Annotated in this window: 20 protein-coding genes; 10 read left to right on the top strand and 10 right to left on the bottom strand. The window is 67.8% G+C overall.

Annotated features, from left to right (window positions below):
* Positions 1 to 50: 50 nt before the first annotated feature.
* A complete protein-coding gene (locus ACLD0W_RS10600; protein WP_410307449.1) occupies positions 51 to 1,754 on the top strand; it encodes an ABC1 kinase family protein in 1,704 nt (567 codons plus the stop codon).
* Here ACLD0W_RS10600 and ACLD0W_RS10595 read toward each other — a convergent pair.
* The 5 genes from ACLD0W_RS10595 to ACLD0W_RS10575 all read right to left on the bottom strand — a co-directional run bounded on the left by ACLD0W_RS10595 (position 1,751) and on the right by ACLD0W_RS10575 (position 7,006).
* Positions 1,751 to 2,341, bottom strand: coding sequence for a 2-hydroxychromene-2-carboxylate isomerase (locus ACLD0W_RS10595; RefSeq protein ID WP_410307448.1), 591 nt, complete (start codon positions 2,339 to 2,341; stop codon positions 1,751 to 1,753). The genes ACLD0W_RS10600 and ACLD0W_RS10595 overlap by 4 nt on opposite strands.
* 107 nt (positions 2,342 to 2,448) lie before the next feature.
* Complete coding sequence (locus ACLD0W_RS10590) at positions 2,449 to 4,110, bottom strand: sigma 54-interacting transcriptional regulator (RefSeq protein WP_410307447.1); 1,662 nt, start codon at positions 4,108 to 4,110, stop codon at positions 2,449 to 2,451.
* Positions 4,065 to 4,886 carry an ABC transporter permease gene (locus tag ACLD0W_RS10585; protein WP_410307446.1) on the bottom strand — a complete coding sequence of 274 codons (822 nt, stop codon included), beginning with the start codon at positions 4,884 to 4,886 and terminating at the stop codon, positions 4,065 to 4,067. The genes ACLD0W_RS10590 and ACLD0W_RS10585 overlap by 46 nt, the downstream gene beginning before the upstream one ends.
* Positions 4,883 to 6,136, bottom strand: a complete 1,254-nt coding sequence (locus ACLD0W_RS10580) for an ABC transporter substrate-binding protein (protein ID WP_410307445.1) — start codon at positions 6,134 to 6,136, stop codon at positions 4,883 to 4,885. Before ACLD0W_RS10580 ends, ACLD0W_RS10585 begins: the two co-directional genes overlap by 4 nt.
* A 27-nt stretch (positions 6,137 to 6,163) precedes the next feature.
* Positions 6,164 to 7,006, bottom strand: a complete 843-nt coding sequence (locus ACLD0W_RS10575; protein ID WP_410307444.1) for an ABC transporter ATP-binding protein — start codon at positions 7,004 to 7,006, stop codon at positions 6,164 to 6,166.
* A gap of 539 nt (positions 7,007 to 7,545) precedes the next feature.
* Between ACLD0W_RS10575 and ACLD0W_RS10570 the strand changes: the two genes are divergently transcribed.
* The 4 genes from ACLD0W_RS10570 to cynS are packed head-to-tail and all read left to right on the top strand — an operon-like array spanning position 7,546 to position 11,140.
* Positions 7,546 to 8,094, top strand: a complete 549-nt coding sequence (locus tag ACLD0W_RS10570; RefSeq protein WP_410307443.1) for an OsmC family protein — start codon at positions 7,546 to 7,548, stop codon at positions 8,092 to 8,094.
* 57 nt (positions 8,095 to 8,151) lie between these two features.
* Positions 8,152 to 9,306 (top strand): acyl-CoA dehydrogenase, encoded by a 1,155-nt coding sequence (locus tag ACLD0W_RS10565; protein WP_410307442.1) that lies wholly within the window; start codon positions 8,152 to 8,154, stop codon positions 9,304 to 9,306.
* Positions 9,303 to 10,649, top strand: coding sequence for an FAD-dependent oxidoreductase (locus ACLD0W_RS10560; RefSeq protein WP_410307441.1), 1,347 nt, complete (start codon positions 9,303 to 9,305; stop codon positions 10,647 to 10,649). Before ACLD0W_RS10565 ends, ACLD0W_RS10560 begins: the two co-directional genes overlap by 4 nt.
* A 47-nt stretch (positions 10,650 to 10,696) precedes the next feature.
* A complete protein-coding gene (gene cynS, locus ACLD0W_RS10555) occupies positions 10,697 to 11,140 on the top strand; it encodes a cyanase (protein ID WP_410307440.1) in 444 nt (147 codons plus the stop codon).
* On the opposite strand, the gene ACLD0W_RS10550 is transcribed toward cynS, so the two are convergent.
* Entirely contained in the window at positions 11,141 to 11,560 is a 420-nt protein-coding gene (locus tag ACLD0W_RS10550) for a PaaI family thioesterase (protein ID WP_410307439.1), read from the bottom strand. It abuts the gene before it with no gap.
* 263 nt (positions 11,561 to 11,823) lie between these two features.
* Between ACLD0W_RS10550 and ACLD0W_RS10545 the strand changes: the two genes are divergently transcribed.
* From ACLD0W_RS10545 to ACLD0W_RS10525, 5 genes are all read left to right on the top strand, one after another.
* On the top strand, positions 11,824 to 12,348 hold the full coding sequence (locus tag ACLD0W_RS10545; protein ID WP_410307438.1) for a sigma-70 family RNA polymerase sigma factor: 525 nt from the start codon (positions 11,824 to 11,826) through the stop codon (positions 12,346 to 12,348).
* A 109-nt stretch (positions 12,349 to 12,457) separates the two neighbouring features.
* Positions 12,458 to 13,441 carry a FecR family protein gene (locus tag ACLD0W_RS10540; RefSeq protein ID WP_410307437.1) on the top strand — a complete coding sequence of 328 codons (984 nt, stop codon included), beginning with the start codon at positions 12,458 to 12,460 and terminating at the stop codon, positions 13,439 to 13,441.
* 100 nt (positions 13,442 to 13,541) lie between these two features.
* A complete protein-coding gene (locus tag ACLD0W_RS10535; protein WP_410307436.1) occupies positions 13,542 to 16,313 on the top strand; it encodes a TonB-dependent receptor domain-containing protein in 2,772 nt (923 codons plus the stop codon).
* Between the two features lie 28 nt (positions 16,314 to 16,341).
* Positions 16,342 to 18,861 (top strand): PKD domain-containing protein, encoded by a 2,520-nt coding sequence (locus ACLD0W_RS10530; RefSeq protein ID WP_410307435.1) that lies wholly within the window; start codon positions 16,342 to 16,344, stop codon positions 18,859 to 18,861.
* Positions 18,862 to 18,868: 7 nt separating this feature from the next.
* Entirely contained in the window at positions 18,869 to 19,492 is a 624-nt protein-coding gene (locus ACLD0W_RS10525) for a tetratricopeptide repeat protein (RefSeq protein WP_410307434.1), read from the top strand.
* A gap of 55 nt (positions 19,493 to 19,547) precedes the next feature.
* On the opposite strand, the gene ACLD0W_RS10520 is transcribed toward ACLD0W_RS10525, so the two are convergent.
* From ACLD0W_RS10520 to ACLD0W_RS10505, 4 genes are read right to left on the bottom strand one after another with little or no spacing between them, the layout of a single operon-like run.
* Positions 19,548 to 20,372: a heme ABC transporter ATP-binding protein gene (locus tag ACLD0W_RS10520; protein WP_410307433.1), complete on the bottom strand. Its 825-nt coding sequence runs from the start codon at positions 20,370 to 20,372 to the stop codon at positions 19,548 to 19,550.
* A 3-nt stretch (positions 20,373 to 20,375) separates the two neighbouring features.
* Positions 20,376 to 21,356 carry a FecCD family ABC transporter permease gene (locus ACLD0W_RS10515; RefSeq protein WP_410307432.1) on the bottom strand — a complete coding sequence of 327 codons (981 nt, stop codon included), beginning with the start codon at positions 21,354 to 21,356 and terminating at the stop codon, positions 20,376 to 20,378.
* A gap of 16 nt (positions 21,357 to 21,372) precedes the next feature.
* Positions 21,373 to 22,185: a hemin ABC transporter substrate-binding protein gene (locus ACLD0W_RS10510; RefSeq protein WP_410307431.1), complete on the bottom strand. Its 813-nt coding sequence runs from the start codon at positions 22,183 to 22,185 to the stop codon at positions 21,373 to 21,375.
* Between the two features lie 8 nt (positions 22,186 to 22,193).
* Entirely contained in the window at positions 22,194 to 22,805 is a 612-nt protein-coding gene (locus ACLD0W_RS10505) for a biliverdin-producing heme oxygenase (protein WP_410307430.1), read from the bottom strand.
* Positions 22,806 to 22,815: the final 10 nt, after the last annotated feature.

Below are 22,815 nucleotides of genomic sequence, written 5' to 3'. Positions count from 1 at the left end.
GCTGGGACCTGTCCTATTTTGTACTACATTAAATGACGAAGGGGCATTCCATGAGCGTTACCGAGCACACCGCGCCGGCGCCGCCCGCCAGCCATGCGCCCGCCGGCGCCACCACCAGCGGGCAGGACTGGCCGGCCCTGAAAGCCTTCTCCGGCCACCAGCGCGACGGCGGCCTGCGCGCCTGGCTGGCGGTCCTGGAAGGCACGCTGAAGGCCATCGAGCGCACCGCCTGGCAGGGCCGGCAACTGGCGGACCAGGCCCTGGTCGCCTGGCGCGCCTTCGAGAGCGGCGCCGGCGGCGTGGCCGAGGAGTGCCAGGAACTGGCCCGCGAAGTGAAGCGCTGGCCGGCCCGCCTCAAGCGGCTGTCGATCACCGGCTGGATGCTGACCCGGGTGCTGGCCAGCTACCGCCTGTGGGGCACCCGCTCCGCCTTTCTGCCGTCCGGCATGCAACAGGCGGCCCTGGACGCCCTGCATCGCAAGAACGCGCGGCGCTTCCGGAAGACATCGCTGGAACAGGGCGGCGCCTTTCTGAAGATCGGCCAGATTCTCTCCAGCCGCCCGGACCTGCTGCCCGCCGCCTGGGTGGAGGAACTGGCCCAGCTCCAGGACCAGGCCCGTCCGGAGAGCTTCGAGGCGGTGCGGGCGGTGATCGAAGCGGAATTCGACGCGCCCCTGGAAGAGCTGTTCGACCAGTTCGAGCCAGAACCACTGGCGGCCGCCAGCATCGGCCAGGTGCACCGCGCCCGTCTGCCGGACGGTCGCGAGGTGGCGGTGAAGGTGCAACGGCCCGGCCTGGACGAGGTGATCGAACTGGATCTGTCGTTGCTGAAAATCTTTATCGACAGCGTGCGCGGCGCTCTGCCGCCGATGGATTTCGACACCATCATCGGCGAGATTCAGCGCACCGTGCGCGACGAGCTGGATTACCGCGGCGAGGCCCGTGCCATGCGCCAGGTACGCGCCGCCCTGGCCGACAAACCGGCGGTGACGGTGCCCGCCACCGTGGACGCGCTGTGCGGCCGGCGGGTGCTGACCAGTGAGTTCATCCAGGGCCGCAAGCTGACCACGGTGCTCGACGAATACCGGCAACAGGGCCGCGAACAGGCCGTGGCCGATACCCTGCACACCCTGCTGGACGCCTGGTTTCACCAGGTGCTGGTGGGCGGTGTGTTCCAGGCCGATCCCCATCCCGGCAATCTGCTGGTCGACGACGGGGGCCGTCTGGTGGTACTGGATTTCGGTTGCGCCATCGACCTGCCGGAATCCTTCCGGCGCGGCTATTTGCGGGTGCTGCAGGCGGCCATCGTCGGCGAGCGCCAGGTGATCGCCGGGACCCTGGACGAACTGGGATTCGCCACCCGCAGCGGCCAGCCGGACACCCTGCTGGCCTTCACCGACGCCCTGCTCGACCAACTGCGCGAGGCGCTGCTGACGGCGGGCAATGAGGGCACCGAATGGCCCGGCCCGGAACAGGTGATGGCCCGGGTTCGTGAGCTGCTGATTCGCATGGGCGACGATCCGGTGGAAAAAATCCCGCCGGAGTTCGTGATGCTGGCGCGGGTGTTCGGCACCCTGGGCGGGCTGTTCCTGCACTACCAGCCCCGGGTCGACGTGGCCCGGCTGGTGCTGGCCTACCTGAGCAACCCGGCCACCCTGGGCGACACCGGGCCGGCGCCGCGCCCCGACCCGGCGCCCTGGTGGCGCCGCTGGCGACCGCTGGCCGCCGCGAGGCCTGCAAGCAGTGTGAACTAATCCATCCAGGCCTGCTCGAGCGCCGCCGTCAGCCGTTCGTTGCCCCAGTACAATTCCCCGTTCACCACGAAGGACGGGGCGCCGAAGATGCCCCGCTCCCGGGCCAGGTTGACGTCGGCGCGCAGGCGCTGGCCGCCCTCCTCGGCCAGCGCCCGCTCCAGGGGCCCGTCGTCCAGACCGGCGGCGCGCAGGCAGGCGGACACCACCGTGGGCGCGGCCGGGTCGCGACGCTCGGCGAAGCCGGCCCGGAACAGGGCCTGGCAGTAGGCCGGCAGGCGCGCCTCCGGCTCGATCCAGGTGGCGGTCTTGGTGGCCAGGGCACTGTTGAACGGAAACCGCGCCGGCCTTTGCCAAGGGACCCCCAACCGCCGGGTCTCCCGTTGCAGATCCCGCCACAGGTAGCGACCCTTGGCGGGAAACAGATTGAACGGCGAATCGCGCCAGCCCTGTTCCTGAAAGATCGGCCCCAACAAAAACGGCTTCCAGCGCACCGCCACGCCCGCCTCCGCGGCGGCGGGCCCGATGGTTTCCGCCGCCAGATAGGCGTACGGACTGGCGAAATCGAACCAGAATTCCAGTTCGGCCATGGTTGCTCCCCGCTGGCTCCCCACAAACCTCCAGTTTAGGCGCAAAGCCGGCGTCGCTTCACTCTCCGCTTGCTCATTTCGCACCCCGTCGGCTTTTTTGCCCGGGCTCAGCGAGGGCGCCTGGTCAGGCCCAGCTGGTCCAGATGATAGCGGTACTGGCGCGGCGTCATGCCCAGCGCCCGGGCCGCCCGCGCCTTGTTGCCGCCCGCCTCTTCCAGAGCGCCCAGCAGCAGATCACCGTCCTGTGGGCGGACCCGCCGATAGGGACGCACCGTGGTCGGCGCCACGGCGGCCGGCACCGAGGGCGCCGTCGGCGGCGGATGATCCGCCGCCGGTGCCCGTTGCTCGATACTGGATTCCTGGGCCAGGATCGCCTCCACATCGGCGGCGGACACCTGTTCTCTCCGCGCCATCAGCACCGCCCGGCGGATGATGTTCTCCAACTGCCGGATGTTGCCCGGCCAGGCGTAGCCCTGCAGCCGCTCCAGGACGCCGTCGCCCAGCACCACATTGCGGCGGTATTCCCGGTTGGTGCGATACAGAAAATGTCGGGTGAGCAGACGCACATCGCCCTGGCGCTCGCGCAGGGGCGGCAGATGCAGCGGGAACACATTGAGCCGGTAATACAGATCCAGCCGGAAGCGTCCGTCGTTCACCGCCTGCTGCAGGTTTTTGTGGGTGGCGGCGAGGATGCGCACGGTGACCGGAATGTCGCGGTTGCCGCCGACCCGCTGGATCACCCGTTTCTCCAGCACCCGCAGCAGCTTGGTCTGCAGGTCCGGGCTCATGTCGCCGATCTCGTCCAGGAACAGGGTGCCGCCGTCCGCCATTTCGATCTTGCCTTTCTTCAAGGCGTTGGCGCCGGTGAAGGCGCCCCGTTCGTGGCCGAACAGTTCCGACTCCAGCAGCGGCTCGGGAATGGCGGCGCAGTTGATCGCCAGAAAGGGGCCATCGCGGCGGCCGCTCTGGTCATGCAGCAGTTCCGCGAAACGCTCCTTGCCGGTGCCGGACTCGCCGGTGATCAGCACCGTGACCTCGGTGTCCGCCACCTTGAGGGCGTTGTGCAGAGCCGCGCGCAGGGGCTCGCTTTCGCCGAGAATGCCGTGGGCCGGCCGGGCGCTGCTGAGGGCGTCCTTGAGCTGGCGGTTCTCATCGCGCAGATGAGCGGTGCGCGCCTCCAGCAGGGCGTTGAATTTGAGAATCTGGACGATGAACACGGCGATGGTCTGAAGGGTGCCCAGGTCGCGGTCGATCTTGCGTGGCCGCTGCCGCAAGCGGTGCGCCGCCAGCACCCCCATGGGCACGCCACCGTCCATCAGCGGCACGGCGATGTAGGCGACGATCTCGTCGGGCAACGTGCGGCGGCGCACGGCGCGGCCCAGGAACAGCGGTTCCTGGTCGATGTCCTGAACCACCGCCAGCTGGCCGGTGCGCATCACCCGGCCGGCCACGCCCTCGCCGGCCAGGTACCGGCCCCGTTGTCGCTCCTCGTCGGTGAGGCCGTAGGCATAGCGGATGCTCAGGCCCGCATCGTCGATGCGCGGCAGCATCACCCGGGCGCGGTTGAGGCCCAGCATCTGCGACAGCAGCCGCAGAATGCCACTGATCGCCAGTTCCGGCGACTCGGCGCGGCCGATCAATCGGGCCGCTTCGCGCAGCACGGTGAGATCCACGTCCTCGTCGCCGGCGGCCCCGTCCGGGGCGCGCGGCCCGCCGTCGAGCATCAGCCCTCCAGTTGCCAGTTGAAACGCCGCATCAGCATCACGCACAGGCTGTCCAGGGCGTAGCCGATCACCCCGATCACCAGCACCACGGCGGTCAGTGCCGCGTAGTCCAGGGTGTCGCGTGCATCATTGATGGCATAGCCCAGGCCGCTGGTGACGCCCAGGTACTCCGCCGGCACCAGCACCACCCAGGCCACGCCCACCGCCAGGCGGATACCGGCCATCATGTCCATCATCACCGCCGGCAGGATCACCCGGCGCAGCATCTGCAGGCTGTCGGCGCCCAGGTTGCGGGCCACCTTGAACCAGCCGGGATCGATGCGTTTCACGCCATGGGCGGTGGAGAACACGATCGGCCACAGCGACGCCATCAGAATCAGGAACACGATGGCGCCGTCCCAGGTGTCGAAGATCAGCACCGCCAACGGCATCCAGGCCAGCGGGCTGATCATGCGCAGGAACTGGAACGGCAGATTGGCCATGCGCATGGCCAGGGAGAAGTAGCCGATCAGAATGCCCAGCGGAATGCCGATCAGCGCCCCCCAGAACAGGCCGGCGCCGATGCGGTAAAGGCTGGCGCCGATGGCGTCCCACAGCGCCGCCTCGCCGAGCATCCGCCACAGGGCGGCGAAGGTGGGCCCGGGGGCGAAGCTGGCGAACATCAGGGTGTCCGGGTTGCCGGCCAGGTAGAGCCCGCCCAGCCACCACACGAACAGCATCACGGCAATGCCGCCCAGTGGCCAGGCCAAGGGCGCCACCCGACGCCACAGGGACGGCCAGGCCGATGCCGTGGGGCGCGCCCGGGAAGCGAGGGTATTCATACGCGGATCACCTCCTCGCGGACGAAGGGATCCTCGTCGTCGTCCCGCTTGCCACCGGGAAAGGCGATCAAGGACTTGCGCACGAAGCGGTCGTCGACCAGATCGCCGGCCACGAAGTCCGGGTCCAGGGCCTGCAGAAAACCGGTGTCGCCGCTGACCAGGGTGTCCTTCATCTGTTCGACGATGAAGCGGGTGGCGGACGGGTACGGCCAGGAGCGGAAGTCCACCCGGCCGGTGTGCCATTCCGGGTGGCGGATGGCGTCCGGATGCTGATAGTCGCCGGGGTTGTAGTGGGTCATGGCGCGTTCCACCACGTTGGCCGGCATCGGCAAATAACCCTCGCCGTCCCGGGACAGCAGTTTCGCCACCTCCGCCTTGTTTTGCTGGGCGTCATTCTGGGCGCGCACCAGGGCGTTCATGACTTTCTGGGTCCAGGTGGGCTGGGCGGCCACCTGGTTTTCATTCATGCACACCACACAGCAGGGGTGGTTCTTCCACATGTCGCCGGTGAAGCGCAACACCTTGCCGCCGGCCAGCAGCTCACCGGCGGCATTGAAGGGTTCGGCGACGATATAGCCGTCGATCTTGCGCGCCGCCAGGGCGGCGGGCATGTCCGGCGGCGGCATGATCTGCAGGTTCACTTCCCTGGCCCCCAGGGGCTCGCCCTGGGCCTTGATCACCGGTGTCAGGCCGGCCTGGCGCAGGCCCATCTGCAGCACCACATTGTGCATCGAATACCAGTACGGCACGGCGATCTGGGTGCCGCCCAGATCGGCGAACTCCTCCGCCTCGGTGTGGCGGCCGACCACGATGGCGGAGCCGTTCACATGGGCCCAGGACATCACCTTCACCGGAAAGTCGTTGCTGTAACGCATCCAGATCGGGATCGGCTTGAGAAAGTGCACCAGGTTGAACTTGCCGCTGGCGAAGCCTTCCACCAGCGGCGACCAGCCGCGAATCAGGGTGGGCCGCTCCGCCTTGACCCCCTCTTCCTCGAAATAACCGCGCGCATGGGCCACCAGCAGAACGGCGGCATCGACGATGGGGATATAGCCGATCTTCAGCACCGGATCGGCCTCCGCGGCGAACGCCTGGCGGCTCAGCCCCAGACCGCCGGCGGTGAACATGCCGGCGCCGGTGGCGGCGATGATGTCGCGCATGAAATCGCGCCGGCTCAGGCCGGTGTCGCAGGACTCGCAGGTGGGCAGCGTCGCGTCGCCGTCTCCGTGGTGGTGGCAGGAATCACTCATCAATCGCTCTCCTCGGGTGGGTTGGAATCAGCCGTTGCTGACGCGGCGCCAGGGGGCGCCTTCCCGGTCCTGTGCCGACGACGGCGGACGCTCGGTCCGTTGGCCGTCATCGCTTTGCTGGAATTGGTCGCTTTGCTGGAATTGCTCCATCAGCGCCCGCCGGCGCTGCTGGAAATCCACGCTGCCCGGATCCCTCGGCCAGGGCAGGTCCACCGCCAGCCGGGTTTCGATGCGCCCCGGATTCTGGCCCATGATCAGCACCCGGTCGGCCATCAGGATGGCCTCGTCGATGTCGTGGGTAACGGTCACCAGGGTGATGCCCAGATCGCCGCAGATGCCGGCCACTTCCTGTTGCAGGCTGGCCCGGGTAAAGGCGTCCAGGGCGGAAAAAGGTTCGTCCAGCAACAGCACGTCCGGCCGCGTGGCCAGCGACCGTGCCAGCGCCACCCGTTGCTGCTGGCCGCCGGACAGGCTCTGCACATTGGCCCCGGCCTTGTCGGCCAGCCCCACCAGCTCCAGCAGCCCGGCCACCCGCGCGCGGATCTCGGCCTTGCCGGCGCCGGCGAACCGCAACCCCAGCCCCACGTTGTCGCGCACGTTCATCCACGGATACAGCGAGGGCTTCTGGAACATCATGTTCCACTTGGCGGAAGGCCGAACCACCTGACGACCGGCGATCTTCACGCATCCCTCGGCGGGCATCAGCAGCCCGGCGATCATATGCAGCAGGGTGGATTTGCCGCAGCCGCTGCGGCCGATCAGCACCACGCGCTCGCCGCTTCTGATCTGATCGTCGATGTCCTCGAGAACGGTGGCCGCCCCCGCCTTGTAGCGATGCGTGATGGCATTGAGGTGAATGGTGGCTCCCATCTTCGTACTCCGGCTGGCAACGGGCCCCTGAACGGGTCGACGGAAAGTGAAGAGCAGTTTCCATGCCAGCCCGCCCACAAAACCGCCCCCAAAAACCCCCGCTAACGCCCCCAAACGCCCCAAACCCCCAACAAACCCCCACCAAAACAACCACTTGCCGGGGTCGGACCACGAGCCGCCCGGGATCCGGACGCGGGCGGCGGCGGGGCCGTCCGGTGGGATCGGGCGCCGCCCTCGGCCGGGGACGACGACAATGTCCGCCGACAAACACGGACATTGTTGCGCTTTGTCGCTTTTCGTAGGCAGGCACCGCTCGCCGGTGGGGCCTCGCGCCTTCGTGACGCGCCGGCTCGGACTTCCATAGATCGCTGAACAGAAAGGCTTTTTTCGTCTTTTCGCGGTTTCATTCCCGGCCTTTGCCGCTTCTGGCACAGCCCTTGCGATGTAGGCACTGACAGAGGCCCCGTTCGCGGGCCCGTTGCCCGTTTCGCCGATCAATCAGGACCGATTAACCAGGACCGATTAACCAGGAGAGTCCCTTGAGCACACAAACCGCCAACACCGTTCAAACCCATCTGCGTCCCATCGACCGCGACGGTCTGCTCGGCTTCGCCGAAAAGGGCCGCAACAACCCCCAGGCCCGTGGCACCAACAAGGTTCACACGGTGTGCGAAGGCCAGTACCGCACGCTCTCCTACGTGGGCGACCACGAGGCGGTGGTGGTGGACGAGCCCCTGCATTTGTTCGGCCAGAACACGGCACCGGCCCCGGGCGAGATCGTGCTGTCCGCGCTGGGCGGCTGCCTGGCGGTGGGCATCACCGCGGTGGCCACCTGGAAGAACGTGAAGCTGTCACGGCTGGAGCTGTTCCTGGAAGGTGATATTGGTAACAGCGCCGCCTGGGGCGCCGGCGGCGCCCACCGCATTCCCTCGCAGATGGGCTTTCAGGAGATCCGCGTGCGCGTGCTGGTGGAAGGCGACGCCGACCGCGAAGCACTCGACGAGATCGTGCAACAGGCCAACTACTTTTCGCCGGTGGCCAACAGCATGCGCAACCCGATCGCCTTCGATATCGCTCTGGCCGAGTAATCGGCCCGATCCACGCACATCGGCACCGGCTTCGCGCCGGCGCCCAGGGAGGAGCCCATGAACAGCGCCCAACCCCTTGATGTCACGCCGCCGGACAGCGACGCCGCCCTGCTCGAACGGGTCGAGGAGATCGCCGACGGCCCGCTGGCCGCCCTCGCCTACCGCATCGACCAGGAAGGCCATTATCCGCTGGAGATCATGCGCGCCCTGGGTGAGGCCGGCGGTCTGGACGCCCACCTGGGCGAGCACCCCCGTTTCGATCTGGCCATCGGTGCCATGCTGCGGGTGGCGCGCCGTTGCGGCACCACCGGCTTCCTGGTCTGGGCCCACCAGGTGTGCGGTCTGTACATGGAACGCTCCGGCAACCCGGCACTGACCGGCGCGCGGTTGCACGCCCATCGGCGCGGCACCCGCTTCGGCGGCACCGCCCTGTCCAACCCGATGAAGGCGCTGTCGGGCATCGAGCGCATGGCGCTGCGCGCCCGTGCGGACGGCCACGGCGGTTACCGGGTCAGTGGCGTATTGCCCTGGGTCAGCCACATCGCACCGGGCCAGTACTGCGGCGCCCTGGCCCAGGTTCGCGACGACCGGGACCGGATCCAGGGGGAAATCATGTTCCTGCTGGAATGCGACGATCAGGTCGAGCTGCGGCCCTGCCCCACCTTCTCGGGCATGGAGGGCAGCAGCACCTGGGGCATCCGCCTGCAAGACTATCCGGTGGGCGCGGAGCGACTGATCGCCGACCCGGCCCGCCCCTTTATCGCCGAGGTCCGCGCCGGCTTCATTCTGCTGCAGGCGGGCATGGCCCTGGGCGTGGCCCAGGGCAGCCTGGACTCGATCCTGGAGGTGGAGGGCCAGCTCGGCCACGTCAATCGCTTTCTGGATCAACGCCCGGATGCCCTGCAGGCGGAGCTGGAGGATCTGCAGCGCCGCGCCACTCTGCTGGCCGCCACCCCCGACGACGACAGCCGCGACTATCTGCTGGACGTGCTCGACCTGCGTACCCAGGGCGCCGATTTCGCCCTGCGCGCCGCCCAGTCCGCCATGCTGCACCAGGGCGCGCGCGGCTACGCCCTGTCCGCCGCCGCCCAGCGGCGCCTGCGCGAGGCGCAGTTCGTGGCCATCGTCACCCCGGCGATCAAACACCTGCGCTGGGAAATGGACCGGCTGTGCCGCGAGCAATGGCCGGCCGGGGAGGAGCCCTGCGAATGAACGCCCCCGACGAGCGCCCCTGGCGCCAGTACATCTGCCTGGCCTGCGGCCTGATCTACGACGAGGAACAGGGTGACCCGGACGGCGGCCTGCCGCCGGGCACCCGCTTCGAGGACATCCCCGACGACTGGGAATGCCCGCTGTGCGGCGTCGGCAAGGGCGACTTCGAACTCTACGACCCTCCGGCGGCGCCCCCCGCGCCGGCCGCGCCGACGGTGGCCCCGTCCCGCGACAGCATCGTGGTGGTCGGCGCCGGCCTCGCCGGCTGGAGTCTGGTGGAGGCGCTGCGCGCGCTGGATCAGGAGGTGCCGATCACCCTGGTCACCGCCTGCCAGGGCGATGTCTACCACAAGCCGGAGTTGTCGGTGGCGCTCAGCCGCGGCCTGCGCGCGCCGGCCCTGGCCCGGGAAAGTGGCCGGGAGGCCGCCCAGCGCCTGGGCGTGACGCTGCTGGCGGAGACCTTCGCGGTGGGCATTTCGCCGGCGCTGCGGCAACTGCGCACCACCCGGGGCACGCTCATCTACCGGGCCCTGGTGCTCGCCCACGGGGCCCGCCCGGCCCTGCCACCGGCCCTGCCGGAGCAGCTTTGCTGGCGCATCAACCACCTGCACGGCTGGGCCGGTTTGCAAACCGCCCTGGACGGCGCGCCCCGGCGCGTGGCGGTGGTCGGCGCCGGCATGATCGGCTGTGAGCTGGCGGAGGACCTGGCCCACGCCGGCCATGCGGTGACCCTGATCGATCAGCAAACCGGCCCGTTGGCCGGCCTGCTGCCGGCGCCGGCGGTGGAGCGATTGGCGCGACATCTGCAAAGTCTGGGCGTGACGTTCCTGGGGACCACCCGGGTGGCCGCGATCACGGCCACGGCGCCGGGCCGCGCCGTGCATCTGGAAGACGGCCACGCGCTGGCGGTGGATCAGGTGGTGGCCGCCACCGGTCTGATCACCGAGTCGCGCCTGGCCCGCCAGGCGGGGCTGGCGTTCGACCGGGGTATCGCGGTCAGCGCCGACACCCTGGCCACCAGCGTACCCGGCATCCACGCGCTCGGTGACTGCATCAGCATCGACGGCGCCCCGTGCCGCTTTATCGAACCGATCCCCCGCCAGGCGGAGGCCATCGCCCACCATCTTCTCGACCGCCCGCACCCGGGCTACCGCCACCAGGCGCCGGTGGTGCGGCTCAAAACCCGGCACCTGCCCATCGTGCTGCGCGGCGCCCCGGACCCGGCCCTGGACTGGGAGGTGGAACACGAAAACGACGATTACCTGGCCCTGCGCCAGTGCCGCGACGGCGAAACCACCGCCAGCCTGACGGTGGGCCGCCCATCCCGGCGGGACGCGGCCTGAGGTCTGGCCGCCTTGCCATTTTCCTACCCATCAATGGAGACACCACCATGATCAGCAACCGAACCCAAGTCACCGAAATGATCCGCGCCGCCAAGGTGGCCAAGGGCCTCACCTGGAAGGCGGTGGCCGACGCCGTCGGCAACAGCAAGGAATGGACCACCGCCGCCTGCCTCGGCCAGATGGCCATGAACAAGCAGCAGGCCGCCACCGTCGGCGAACTGTTCGACCTCTCCGACGAAGCGGTGGCCTGGCTGCAGATCGTTCCGTCCAAGGGCGGCGAGACCGACGCCCGCGACCCCTTGATCTACCGCCTGTACGAAGCCGTGCACGTGTACGGGTGCGCCATGAAGGAACTGATCCACGAGGAATTCGGCGACGGCATCATGAGCGCCATCGATTTCGACATGGACATCCAGCGCGAGGAAGACCCGAAAGGCGACCGGGTCAAAATCCTGATGACCGGCAAGTTTCTGCCCTACAAGGTCTTTTGATCAGCCCCGCACCGGCACGATGGACAGGGTCACGGTGGCCTTGGCCACCAGCTTGCGGCCACCCTGCCCGTCCTCGGCGAACACCTCGGATTCCGCCACGGTGATCGCCCGCCCGGCCTTCAGCACGGTGGCCTCGCACACCAGGGCCACGCCGGTGGCCGGGCGCAGCAGGTTGACCTTGTATTCGGCGGTCAGCGGCATGTGATGCTCATCCAGCAGGGTGCCGGCGGCGGCGCCGGCGGTGTGGTCGGCGACGCTGCCGATCACGCCGGCATGCACATAGCCGTTTTGCTGATGCAGCTGCTCGCGGATCGCCACCCGGGACACCACCCGCCCTTCTTCGATGGACACCGCCTCCACGCCCAGCAGGCGCAGGAACGGCGGGCCCATCAATTCGGCCACCCGCTCGAAATTGGTCATCGCGTTTTCCTCCAACGGCGAAAACCCAAAGCATTGCCGATCAGGCCGCGCCTGACCAGCGCGGGAACCCGTGGGTCACGGCCGGCGGATTGCTCCGCATGGTGCCACTGGCCCGCCGGGTTCCCGCGCGGCAGCACCGTATAGACCGCCGCGGGGTGGTTGTCACGGCTATCCAACTGCGCGTGGGAGGCCATGCCTCCAATTGACAATGATTCTCATTAAAAATAAAGTTCTCTCTTTCTTTGCACTCGGGGTGCTGGCGAATGAACGGGGACAACGACAAACTCAAGGTCTACCTTGAGCATCGCGCCGCCCTGATCAACTACGCCATTCCCTTGACCGGGAGCCGCGATGCCGCCGAGGAAGTGGTGCAGGATGCCTGGCTGCGCTTCGCGCGCGCCAATATGCCTCGCCAGCCCGCTCATTACCTCTACCGCATCGTCCGCAATCTGGCCATGGACCTGAGCCGGCGTCTCAACCTGGAGAGCCGCTACCGTCACGATCAGTACGATGCGAACCTGGAATGGATGGCGCCCGCCCCCCTGCCGGAACCGGAACGCAGCCTGCTCAATGAAGAACAGTTGAGCGAAGTGGCCAAGGTCATGGCGACATTGCCGGAAAACACCCGCAAGGCGTTGGAAATGCACCGTCTGGGGGGCGCCCGCCTGCAGGACATCGCGGACGCGCTGGGTGTTTCAACCTCTTCCGCGCAACGCCTGGTACACCAGGGAATGGTTAAAGTGGCATTGCATCTTGATAAAGCCAATCGGTCCGGGACAGACCACTAGGGTCGGGCCCGCCGTCTGAGCAAATCCCGCCTTTCATTCGTCATATAAGGGACGACCGCCTATCATGGTCAGCACTTTTCCTCCGGGGACAGCACAGCAGGACGGGACGATGACAGAGGAAACGACGCCGCGGGAACAGGCCATCAGCCAGGCCATGGATTGGTTGCTGCGCTTGCAGGCCGAGCCCGAAAGCGAGGCCCTGCGTCAACGTCACCGGCAATGGCTGGAAGACAGTGAACTGCACCGTGACGCCTGGGAACAGGCCCGTGTTTCGTGGCGGTTATTGCGCGCCCTTCCCCCCCAGACCACGCTGGGCGTCGATGAACCGAACGACCATGTCGCCGGGACCGCCGCCCGCCCTCCGCGGCGCCGGTCCCGGGTCCATGGCATCGCCGCGGTGGCGATCGCGGCCTGTCTGCTGGTGGCCCTGCTGCCCGGATTATTGTTGCACTGGCGCGCCGACCAGATCACACCGGTGGGCGTCACCCGCCTGGTCAACCTGCCGGACGGCAGCCAGGCCCATCTTGGCGCCGACAGCGCCATCCAGGTCGACTTCGCCGACGGCGCACGGCGCGTCACCCTGCTGCGCGGCGAAGCCTTCTTCGATGTCACCCGGGATCTCCGCCACCCCTTCGTGGTCCGTGCGGAGCAGATGGAGATCACGGTGTTGGGCACGCGCTTCAATGTGGCCATCGGCGCCCTCTCCGATACCGTGAGCGTGGCCAGTGGCAAGGTGCGGGTCACCGACCGTGGCACCGACCAGCCCCGGCCGTTGGCTGACCTGCTACCCGGCCAGCAACTGTCGCTCTCCCACGATGGAGAAGTACGGCAAAGCCGGCTTGCCATCGAGGATGTGGGCGGCTGGCGGCAGCGGCGGCTGTTCGTGGTCGACGCCGCCATCGCCGACGTGATCGCCACCCTGCGCCGCTACGATGATCACGGCATCGTGCTGACCAGCGAAGCGCTGGGCGCGCGCCGCGTGACCGGCGCCTACGACCTGTCGACGCCGGATCGCGCGCTCAACAATCTGGTGGAACCCCACCAGGGCAAGGTGCTCTCCGCGCCGCTGCTGCCCCACCTGGTCCTGCCCTGACCCACCTCTGAATATTTTCTGGGAAAATCCGGCGGCTGCCGCGTCTTAAGGATTCAAGAGAATAACTCTCATTCTCGACATCCTGGACAGGAGCCGTTTCATGGTCCCACCGCTACCTTGCCGACTGCTGGCGCTGGTACTGATCGGGCTGACGCCGGTGGTGAGTCACGCCGCCACACCCGACCACGGGGAACCAAGCGCCGTGGTCGGGCACGACCGTATGTTTCAGATCCCCGCTCAGCCTTTGGCGGGCGCCATCAGCGCCTTCGCACGCCAGTCCGGCTGGCAGGTGTCATTACGCTCCGAGCTGGCCGAGGGCCGACAGTCCACGGCGGTGGATGGCCTGTTACCCGCCGACCAGGCGCTTACCCGATTGCTCGCCGGCACCGAACTGTATTGGCGCGCCACCGCCCCCCAGGCGGCGGTGATTTATCCGTTGTCCAACACCGCCGGCTTCACCCTGGCGCCGGTGCAGGTGCACGGCAAGGCGGTGGCCTCCGACGGGGTTTACCGCAGCGCCCACTCCGCCAACGTGATCGAACAGCGGGAGATCGAACGCTTCCGTGGTACTTCAGTGGGCGACATTTTCCAGGGCACGCCCGGTGTGCTGGTCGGCGAGAACCGCAACAGCGGCGGCCTGGACATCAATATTCGCGGGATGCAGGGCCAGGGGCGCGTGCCGGTACTGTTGGACGGGGCCCGCCAGGAAACCACCGTGTACAGGGGCTATGCCGGCGTATCGTCACGCACCTATATCGATCCCGACATGATCGCCAGCATCAATATCGACAAGGGCCCGGTGATGGACGCCGGCGCCAGTGGCGCCACCGGCGGTGTGGTCAGCATGCGCACCATTGGCGCCAATGACATCATCAAGCCGGGCAAGGACTGGGGCCTGCGGCTGCGTGGCGGCGCCATGGGCAACAGCAGCGCGGCCCCGCCCGGCGGCACACCGGCGGGGATGGACGGCACCGGCCGCACCTATTACGTGGACTGCGCGGTCGCCAGCCTGTGCCAGGGCGAGAACGCGCTGCCGGAGCAGTTCGGTTCGCCGGAGGGCATGGACCGCCCCGGCCTGCTGGACATGCGCAGTTGGTCGGGCAGCATCGCCGCCGCCCGGCGCTTCGAGAGCTTCGACCTGGTGGCCGCCTACGCGCAACGCAATCAGGGCAACTACTATTCCGGCGCCCATGGCCCTACTCCGGAAGTGGCCTTGGAATACCGGGAGTTGCCGTTCTATACGGAAGTCACCGCGATCCGCGAAGGCGCCTCCCGGTTCCGCGGCGAGGAGCGCATCGTCAACAGCAACCTGCGCAGCAACACCCTGCTGTTGAAAAGCAACGTCTACCTGCCGGCGGACCAGACCCTGGAACTGGGCTACCAGCGCTATGACAGCGAATACGGTGAGCTGATGCCGTCCCAGTTGATCTGGTTCGACCAGATCAAACAAACCGACGACAGCACCGTGACCGCCCACACCTACACCAGCCGCTACCGCTGGGACCCGGTGGACAAGGCCTGGCTGGATCTGAGCTTCAATCTCTGGCATACCCACACCCGCAGCCTCAACCGCAGCTATTCCGAGGATGTGTACGGCATGTTCACCGCCACGCCCACCCCGGAACGCTACGACCGTTGGGGCGGAGACCTCGGCAATGAAACCGCGATTTCCTTCGCCGGCGAGCACACCCTGAATTACGGCCTCACCGCGCAACGGGAGGACATCGATACCCGCGTCCCCGCCGACGCGGACAACGATCCGTCGCGCAATACCGCCTTCGGCCGCATCGGTAACCGGGACGAGCTCGGCGCCTTTTTCAACTGGCAATGGAAGCCGGTACGTCCGCTTACCCTGAATGCCGGCATCCGTTATATCCGGGTAGAAACCGAGGACGATAAGCTTGTCGTGCCGGAGGGCCACCAGGAAAACCTCTACGACGACGACGGCAATCTGGTCGACACTGTCTACGTAGAAAGCGTGTTCTGCGTGGACGACGACGGTAACGGCGCCTGCGATCCGATTCGTTATCGCACCCGCAACAGCGGCAGCGCCCCGGTGTTCAGCGTGGCCTGGGAACCCTGGATGAACGGCCTGCAGTTCTATGCGCGGCACGCCGAGGCGCTGCGCATGCCCAGTCTGTTCGAGGCCACCCAGGGCTGGTCGGTAGCGCCGGCCCTGGACGTGCCGCTCAAGCCCGAGCATGCCACCAACCGGGAAGTGGGTATCAACTTTCTGGGCCATGACGTCTTTCTGGGCGGCGACCGGCTCGCGGTCAAGCTGGCCCGCTTCGAGAACCTCACCGAGGATTATCTCACGCGTACCTCCCCGAATCTCTGGGAGGAAGGCAACCAGACCTTCGTGGTGCGCAACATCGAAAGCGTTTCTCTGCGCGGTACCGAGCTGTCCCTGGAGTACGACGCCGGCTTCGCCTACACCAAGCTCGGCGGCACCCGGTACGACCACATCGAGGTGTGCCATTACGGCAGCTACCGGCGCGACCGCTGCAACGACTACGGCGTCGCCAATTCCTATTTCAACAACATGATTCCGCCGGAATGGCATGCCTCCGCGACGCTGGGCGCCCGCCTGTTCCGGCGCCGGCTGGACATCGGCACCCGCGTGACCTTCATGGGAGAGCGCACCGAGACACCGGAATTCGACGATCAGACCTCCTACGGCTTTCTCAGCCCGGTGCCCTGGCACGCTTATCGGATCGTCGACCTGTACGCCAGCTGGAAGCCCAACGACACCCTCAGCGTCGACTTCAACGTCGATAACGTCACCGACCAGTATTACCTGGATGCGCTGGGCCTGGGTCTGGTGCCCGCCCCCGGCCGCACCGCCCGTTTGAGCGTGACGCTGAACCTCTGAACATCACCACTCCAATGGAGACAAGTCCATGCAATCCCTGAAAACACCGTGCGCGTTTCTCTTCGCCACCTTGCTGCTGGTCGCCTGCGGCGGCGGCGGTGGCGGTAGCGATGGCGGCGACGCCGTGGAAAGACCGGTCGCCAACGCCGGCCCCGATCAAACCGTGGAAATGGGTGGCACCGTGACCCTGGACGGGTCCGCCAGCCATTCGCCGAGATCCGAGGCCGAACTGAGCTATACCTGGACCCTGGCCGATAAGCCCGCCCGAAGCACCGCCGAACTCTCCGATGAGAGCGTGGCGCAGCCCCAGCTGGTCACCGACCTGCCCGGCACCTACGCGGCCGATCTGGTGGTCAATGACGGCACCGCCGACAGCCGCCAGGACCGGGTGATCATCACCGCCACCAACCCGGACCCGGTGGCCATCGCGCAAACCGAATACCACGAACTGATCGGTACCACCGTGTTACTGGACGGTGGCGAAAGCGTGCCGCCCACCGGCGGCGACGCTGCCCTGCTCACCTATCAGTGGACCCTGGAATCAGCGCCCACCGACAGCACCGCGATGCTGGCGCAAACCGGCACCGCCATGACCAGTTTCTACGCGGACGTGGCCGGCCAGTACAGCGTGACGCTGGTGGTTCATTATCAGGAGCGGGCGAGTGCCCCGCTGACCCTCACCATCACCGCCAGCGAAGCCAACACCACACCGGTGGCCAACGCCGGCGGGCCCTATACCGTCGAACGCGGCCAGACCCTGACCCTGGACGGCTCCGGCAGCTCCGATGCGGACGGCGATGAACTCAGCTATCGCTGGTACATGATCAGTCCTGGCAGCGACACCGGTTTCGCTCCGATCTGGATTCCCAATGGCTCCGCCCTGACCGTGGAAACCGCTTTGCAGGATCACGATACCGCCACGCCCACCCTCACCCCGGACGTGGCCGGTACCTGGGACGCCTATCTGGTGGTCTACGACGGCACCTCCATCAGCAATTTCAGCAATGCCAGCATTACCGTGACGGCGCCGCAAGGCGCGCCGAATACGCCGCCGGTGGCGACCTTCCAGGGCACGCCCCGGATCGGCTTCATCACGCCCGGCCAGGCCAATGAAGTGGAGCTCGGCGACACGATCTGGTCCAGCGGCAATTCCTACGACATCGACGGCACCCGCATCAGCAGCGGCAACCGGCGCTACCAGTGGATCAGCACGCCGGCGGGTTACGCGCAAAGCGATCTGACCGGCCAGGGCTCGTTCAGCTTCACGCCCACCGAGGAAGGCCAGTACACCGTGGAGATGGTGGTCAATGATGGCGAAGCCGACAGCGAACCCGCGCGGCGCACCTTCATCGCCCGTACCGGCGCCAACCGCGCCCCGTCGGCGGCCATGACGCTGGACTCGCAAACCATCATGGTCGGCTCCGACGCCTGGTTTGACGGTTCCACCAGCTCCGACCCGGACGACAACCGGCTCACCTATCACTGGCATCTTCTCGATCGCCCGGATGGCAGCAACGCCCAGCTTCGTTTCCGGGATGTGACCCGCCCCGACGGCGCGGTACTGAGCAACGCCCGCGCCGGCCTCACCGCCGACCGGCCCGGCATCTACATGGTGCTGCTGGCGGTGCGCGACAGCCATGGCGTGACCAGTACCACCACGTCGACCACCTATGGGCGGGTGCTCGCCAAATCGGAAAACAATCCGCCGGTGATCGGCAGCATCAGCAACGATAACGATCACTTCATGGCGCGTCGCCGCAATACCCATTTCAACGACACCGACCAGCCCTACGTGATCGGCGGCAGCGAAGCGCTGACCTTCTACGCTCAGAACGCGGTGGACCCGGACCTGGACACCCTGTACTACCTGTGGACCCTGGACCAACCGGTGGGCAGTGACCTGACCGAGGCCGGCGTGGAGGCCACCTTCGCACCGGGCACGCCCACGATCCCGGGCACCTACAACGCCACCGCCGTGGTCAGCGACGGCATCGAAACCTCCGAACCACAGACACTGTCTTTCAGAGCGGTCGAGCGCGCGGACTACCCCAGCCTGATGCTGGAGGATTACTACTCCGCCGAACTGAACTACTGGGACCGGAACATGACCACCCTCCACGGCGCCGACGCCCTGCCCTTCCAACGCGCCTTCCCTTACTGGCACCACGACGACACCAGCTTCCCGGTGTTCTCCCATCAGCTGGAGCAAGGGGACAACGTTATCAAGAACTATCGGCTGACCGCTTACCAGGGCAGCTACACCATCACCAACCTGCGGGTCGCCACACCCACGCGGGACGGCGCCCAGGTCTTCTCCGGCGGTTTCGTCGGCTTGAGCGAAGGCATGGTGATCGGGCAAGGCGAAAGCATCGACTTCAGTCTGGCGTTGAACGCGCCGGCGGACGCCAACGATTACATCAATGCCGGCAATATTTCGCCGGACCCGGACCGGCCCTATGACCAGAATGTTCTGATCGGCATGACCTACACCTTTGAAATCGCCGAGAAACCCGGCTGGCGATTCGAGTATCAGCCCGCCTGTTACTGAACCGGCCATGAAGGGCGCGATCCTGGGATCGCGCCCGATGGAGCACCTCATGATTGTTGATTTCAAGCCCCTTTATCTGGGCGTCGTGCTCGCCTTGGGCACACCGGCCCTGGCGGCCGACCCGCAACACATCCAGGCGCTCAACGACGAGGCTCTCTCCCTGCATGCCGCCGGCCGCTACGACGAGGCCGCGCGGCACTACCGGGAACTGTTGCCCCTGTTGGATGAGCACTTCGGGCCAAACAGCCTGGAGGTCGCCCGCATCAGGGCCAGCCTCGGCGCCACCCAGCTCGCCCGCCGGCAATACCGGGAAGCGGCAAAAACCTACCGGGCGGTGCTCGACGGTCTGCCCGAAGCGGGTTCTCCCCGGCTGCGCGCCGACGCCCTCAACGGCCTCGCCTCGGCTCTGTATATGCGACGCCAGTACGGCAAGGCCGAACCGCTCTACCAGCAGGCCCGGGAAATCCTGGAGGCGCAGCCCTCCGTCCCCCGGGAACAGCTGCTCCTGGTGCTCGACAATCTGTCCTCGCTGTACCGTACCCTGAGGCGCGATAGCCAGGCGGAACAGTACCGCCAGCAAGCACAAGAACTTCGCCGTGAGAGAGAGGAGGCGGGGGAAGACGCGCCCTGAGCACACCAGCCGCGATGCGGATGTGACCTGCGCTGTTCCTGATTGGTATTCGGTATTACGGCATGGACGACCGGGACTGACCCTCCACCCCCGAGCGGGGCAAGGCGCCCTCCACATGCAACACCGGCCCATCCGGGTGCTCGAGCCAGCGGCTTCGCAGCCCATAGACCCGTGCCAGGCGCTCCGGGGTCAGCACCCGGGCGGGCAGATCATCCGCCAGCAGCCGACCCTGGTCGAGCATCAGCACTCTTGAGGCGAAGGCGCCGGCCAGGGCGAGATCATGGCAGACCAGCACGATCAGAAAACCGCCCTGCTCCGCCAGCCCCGACAGCGTCTCCAGCACCCGATACTGCTGCGCCGGGTCCAGCGCCGAGGTGCTTTCGTCCAGCAGCAGCAGGCGCGGCCCCGGCGTATCCCATACCTGGGCAAGCACGCGGGCCAGATGCACCCGCTGTTGCTCGCCGCCGGAGAGGGACGGGTAGGCCCGCCCGCGCAGATGGGCGACGCCGAACCGGTCCAGCAGCTGGCCCACCAGCGCATCGCCGGCGTTGCCATGGCGCCGCCCGGGCAGCCCCAGGGCCACCACTTCATCGACGCGCACCGGAAACCCCACCGGGGTGTGTTGCAGCATCACCGAACGACGCCGCGCCAACTTCGCCAGTGGCCAGTCCGGCAGTGGCCTGCCCCGCAGGGTCACGGCGCCGGCGTCCGGGGTCAGGTCGCCGGCCAGGGCGCGCATCAGGGTGGATTTGCCGGCGCCGTTGGGCCCCAGCAGCGCCAGCCGTTCGCCGGCGCGGGCCTGGAAAGTGATATCGGACAACAAGGTCCGCTCGCCCGCCTTCACCGTGACGTTGGTGACCTCCAATAACACCTCACTCATCGCTCAGACTCCATGGCGGCGCAGCAACAACACCAGGAAGAAAGGACCGCCCAGCAACGCCATTACCAGGCCGATGGGCAGTTCCGCCGGCGCCACCAGGGTGCGCGCCAGGGTGTCGGCGAACACGGTGAGCACCGCGCCCAGGGCGGCGGCGCCGGGGATCAGCCAGCGGTGATCGACGCCGATCAGCAGCCGCACCAGATGCGGGGCCACCAGACCCACGAAACTGATCTGGCCGGCGGCGGCCACCGCCGCGCCCACCGACACCGCGCCCAGCACCATCACCGCGCGCTTGGCCCGGGGCACCGCGTGGCCCAGGTGCAGGGCCGCCTGCTCGCCCAGCATCAGACCGTTCAGCGGCCGTGCCAGCAGCGGCATCAGCACGATACCCGCCAACAGCCAGGGCGCCACCAGGGCGACGTCGGACCAGCGGCTGTGGGCCAGGCTGCCCATGGCCCAGAACGTCAGGGTGCGCAGCTCGTTGTCGTCGGCCATGAAGGTGAGCACGCCGGTGAGCGCCATGGCGATGGCGCCAATGGCGATGCCCGCCAGCAGCAACAGCGCCACCCGGGTTTCGCCGCCCCGGCTGGCGATGCGCCACATCAGGAAGGTGGTGACCAGGGCGCCGGCGAAAGCGGCCACCGGCAGCGCCTGAGGGCCCAGGGCACCGCCACCGAGCACGATCACCGACACCGCCCCCAGGGCGGCGCCGGCGGAGATGCCGATCAACCCCGGGTCCGCCAGCGGGTTGCGGAACAGGCCCTGCAGGGCGGCGCCGGTGGACGCCAGCGCCGCGCCCACCAGGGCCGCCATCAGAATGCGCGGCAGCCGCAGGTCACGCACCACCAGGTAGCCGGGCTGGTCGCTGCCTTCCCAGACACCCCGCCACAGGGTCACCGGGGCCACCGACAAGGGGCCGGCCAGAGCGGCGATCACCATGCCCAGGGCAAGCAGCGCGGCCAGCGCGGCGAGGGTCGGTGCCACCGGCCAGCGCCGGGGCTCAGCGGCCCTCACCGGTGGCCACCTCCAGCACCGCTTCCATGGCGTCCGGCAGGCGCGGGCCGAAGCCCAGCAGGCGCATGCCGTCATCCACCAGCACCCGGCCGTGGGCACCGGCGTCGGTGCTTTCCAGCAGCGGCAACTGCTCCGGCTGGAAGCTGCCCGGCCGGGTCTCGGCGATGATGATCAACTGCGGATTGGCGGCCAGCACCGCCTCCGCGTTGAGCGGTTTATAGCCCTCGCCATCGGTCACATTGGGCAGCCCCAGGGCATCCAGCAGGGCCTGGCCCTGGGTGCCCTTGCCCGCCACCTGCACGCCGTGGCGGCCGGCGGACAGCACCAGCAGGGTGCGCGGCGGGTCCGCCAGCGGCAGCCGTTGATCAAGGGCGGCGAAGCGTTCGCGCAGACCGGCGTTCAATTGCTCGCCGCGCGCTTGCAACTCCAGCGCCTCGGCGACCTGCTCCACCCGGGCCAGCAGCCCGGCCGGGCTCCACTCCGGGTCGATCAAGCGCACCTCCGTGGCCTGTTTCAGCTGAGCCACCGCCGGCGGCGGGCCCGCCTCCCCGGACAGCAGCACCAGGTCCGGCTTCAGGGCCAGGGTGCCCTCCACCGGCAGCGCCCGCACATAGCCCAGCTTGGGCAATTGCCGCGCCGCCGCCGGGTAATTGCTGGTGGAATCCACCGCCACCAGCCGGTCGCCGGCGTCCAGCGCATAAACGATTTCGGTCAGTTCGCCGCCGGCCACCACCAGACGCTGCTGCGCCTGACCGGCTATCGAAAGACACAGGGCCAGCAGCCCGATCACAACTCGCATGCCAGCCCTCATGCCATTACCGCTTCCACGGATTCCCGCACGAACGCGAACGCGGCCCGGGCGCCGCGCACCGCCTCATCCTGCTGCCCATCGTTCAGGCCGAGTTCGTCCAGCTGGGCCTTGAAGCGCTTCCAATGCAGGCCGCGACCGTCCGGATGGCCGGCCAGATGGCGGGCGCCGAAGTCGGCGCTCAGGTCCAGTTCCTTCCGGGCGCGCTTGAACAGAAAGGCGGCGCCCAGGTTGGAGCCCTCGTTGGTGTACAGCCAGCCGATCACGGCGTCGCCGTCTTCGATGGCCACCGCCCAGCCGGCGGCGCGGTCCGCCTCGATGTCGGCCTCGGCGAGGCCCAGATCGCGGCAATCCGCCTCGATCAGATCCACCCGACTGCGCTCCAACAGGTCGGGGAACCGGCGCTGCAAATCGTCACGCTCATAGAGCGGCGCGGTGGCGGTCTGGAAACGCAGCTGCACGCGCAGGAAACGTGCGTAGTGCGCGCGGTCCAGAAACGGCGACAGGGCGCTGATGCGGCTGTCCAGCGCGTCATGGATGGCGTGGGTTTCCTGCTTGAGGCGGGCGGACAGAGTGCGGTCGGCTTGGGCCGGATCGGCAAGCGTGGTCATTAGCGTTCCT

The sequence above is a fragment of the Alloalcanivorax sp. C16-1 genome, from assembly GCF_046507805.1.
In the GTDB taxonomy this organism is placed as follows: domain Bacteria; phylum Pseudomonadota; class Gammaproteobacteria; order Pseudomonadales; family Alcanivoracaceae; genus Alloalcanivorax.
This window is presented reverse-complemented; position numbering and strand designations above follow the sequence as displayed.

Coding starts and splice junctions, on each gene's coding strand:
- ACLD0W_RS10600 (WP_410307449.1), top strand. CDS start 51: ATGAGCGTTACCGAGCACACCGCGCCGGCGCCGCCCGCCAGCCATGCG.
- ACLD0W_RS10595 (WP_410307448.1), bottom strand. CDS start 2,341: ATGGCCGAACTGGAATTCTGGTTCGATTTCGCCAGTCCGTACGCCTAT.
- ACLD0W_RS10585 (WP_410307446.1), bottom strand. CDS start 4,886: ATGAATACCCTCGCTTCCCGGGCGCGCCCCACGGCATCGGCCTGGCCG.
- ACLD0W_RS10580 (WP_410307445.1), bottom strand. CDS start 6,136: ATGAGTGATTCCTGCCACCACCACGGAGACGGCGACGCGACGCTGCCC.
- ACLD0W_RS10575 (WP_410307444.1), bottom strand. CDS start 7,006: ATGGGAGCCACCATTCACCTCAATGCCATCACGCATCGCTACAAGGCG.
- ACLD0W_RS10565 (WP_410307442.1), top strand. CDS start 8,152: ATGAACAGCGCCCAACCCCTTGATGTCACGCCGCCGGACAGCGACGCC.
- ACLD0W_RS10560 (WP_410307441.1), top strand. CDS start 9,303: ATGAACGCCCCCGACGAGCGCCCCTGGCGCCAGTACATCTGCCTGGCC.
- cynS (WP_410307440.1), top strand. CDS start 10,697: ATGATCAGCAACCGAACCCAAGTCACCGAAATGATCCGCGCCGCCAAG.
- ACLD0W_RS10550 (WP_410307439.1), bottom strand. CDS start 11,560: ATGACCAATTTCGAGCGGGTGGCCGAATTGATGGGCCCGCCGTTCCTG.
- ACLD0W_RS10545 (WP_410307438.1), top strand. CDS start 11,824: ATGAACGGGGACAACGACAAACTCAAGGTCTACCTTGAGCATCGCGCC.
- ACLD0W_RS10540 (WP_410307437.1), top strand. CDS start 12,458: ATGACAGAGGAAACGACGCCGCGGGAACAGGCCATCAGCCAGGCCATG.
- ACLD0W_RS10535 (WP_410307436.1), top strand. CDS start 13,542: ATGGTCCCACCGCTACCTTGCCGACTGCTGGCGCTGGTACTGATCGGG.
- ACLD0W_RS10530 (WP_410307435.1), top strand. CDS start 16,342: ATGCAATCCCTGAAAACACCGTGCGCGTTTCTCTTCGCCACCTTGCTG.
- ACLD0W_RS10525 (WP_410307434.1), top strand. CDS start 18,869: ATGAAGGGCGCGATCCTGGGATCGCGCCCGATGGAGCACCTCATGATT.
- ACLD0W_RS10520 (WP_410307433.1), bottom strand. CDS start 20,372: ATGAGTGAGGTGTTATTGGAGGTCACCAACGTCACGGTGAAGGCGGGC.
- ACLD0W_RS10510 (WP_410307431.1), bottom strand. CDS start 22,185: ATGCGAGTTGTGATCGGGCTGCTGGCCCTGTGTCTTTCGATAGCCGGT.
- ACLD0W_RS10505 (WP_410307430.1), bottom strand. CDS start 22,805: ATGACCACGCTTGCCGATCCGGCCCAAGCCGACCGCACTCTGTCCGCC.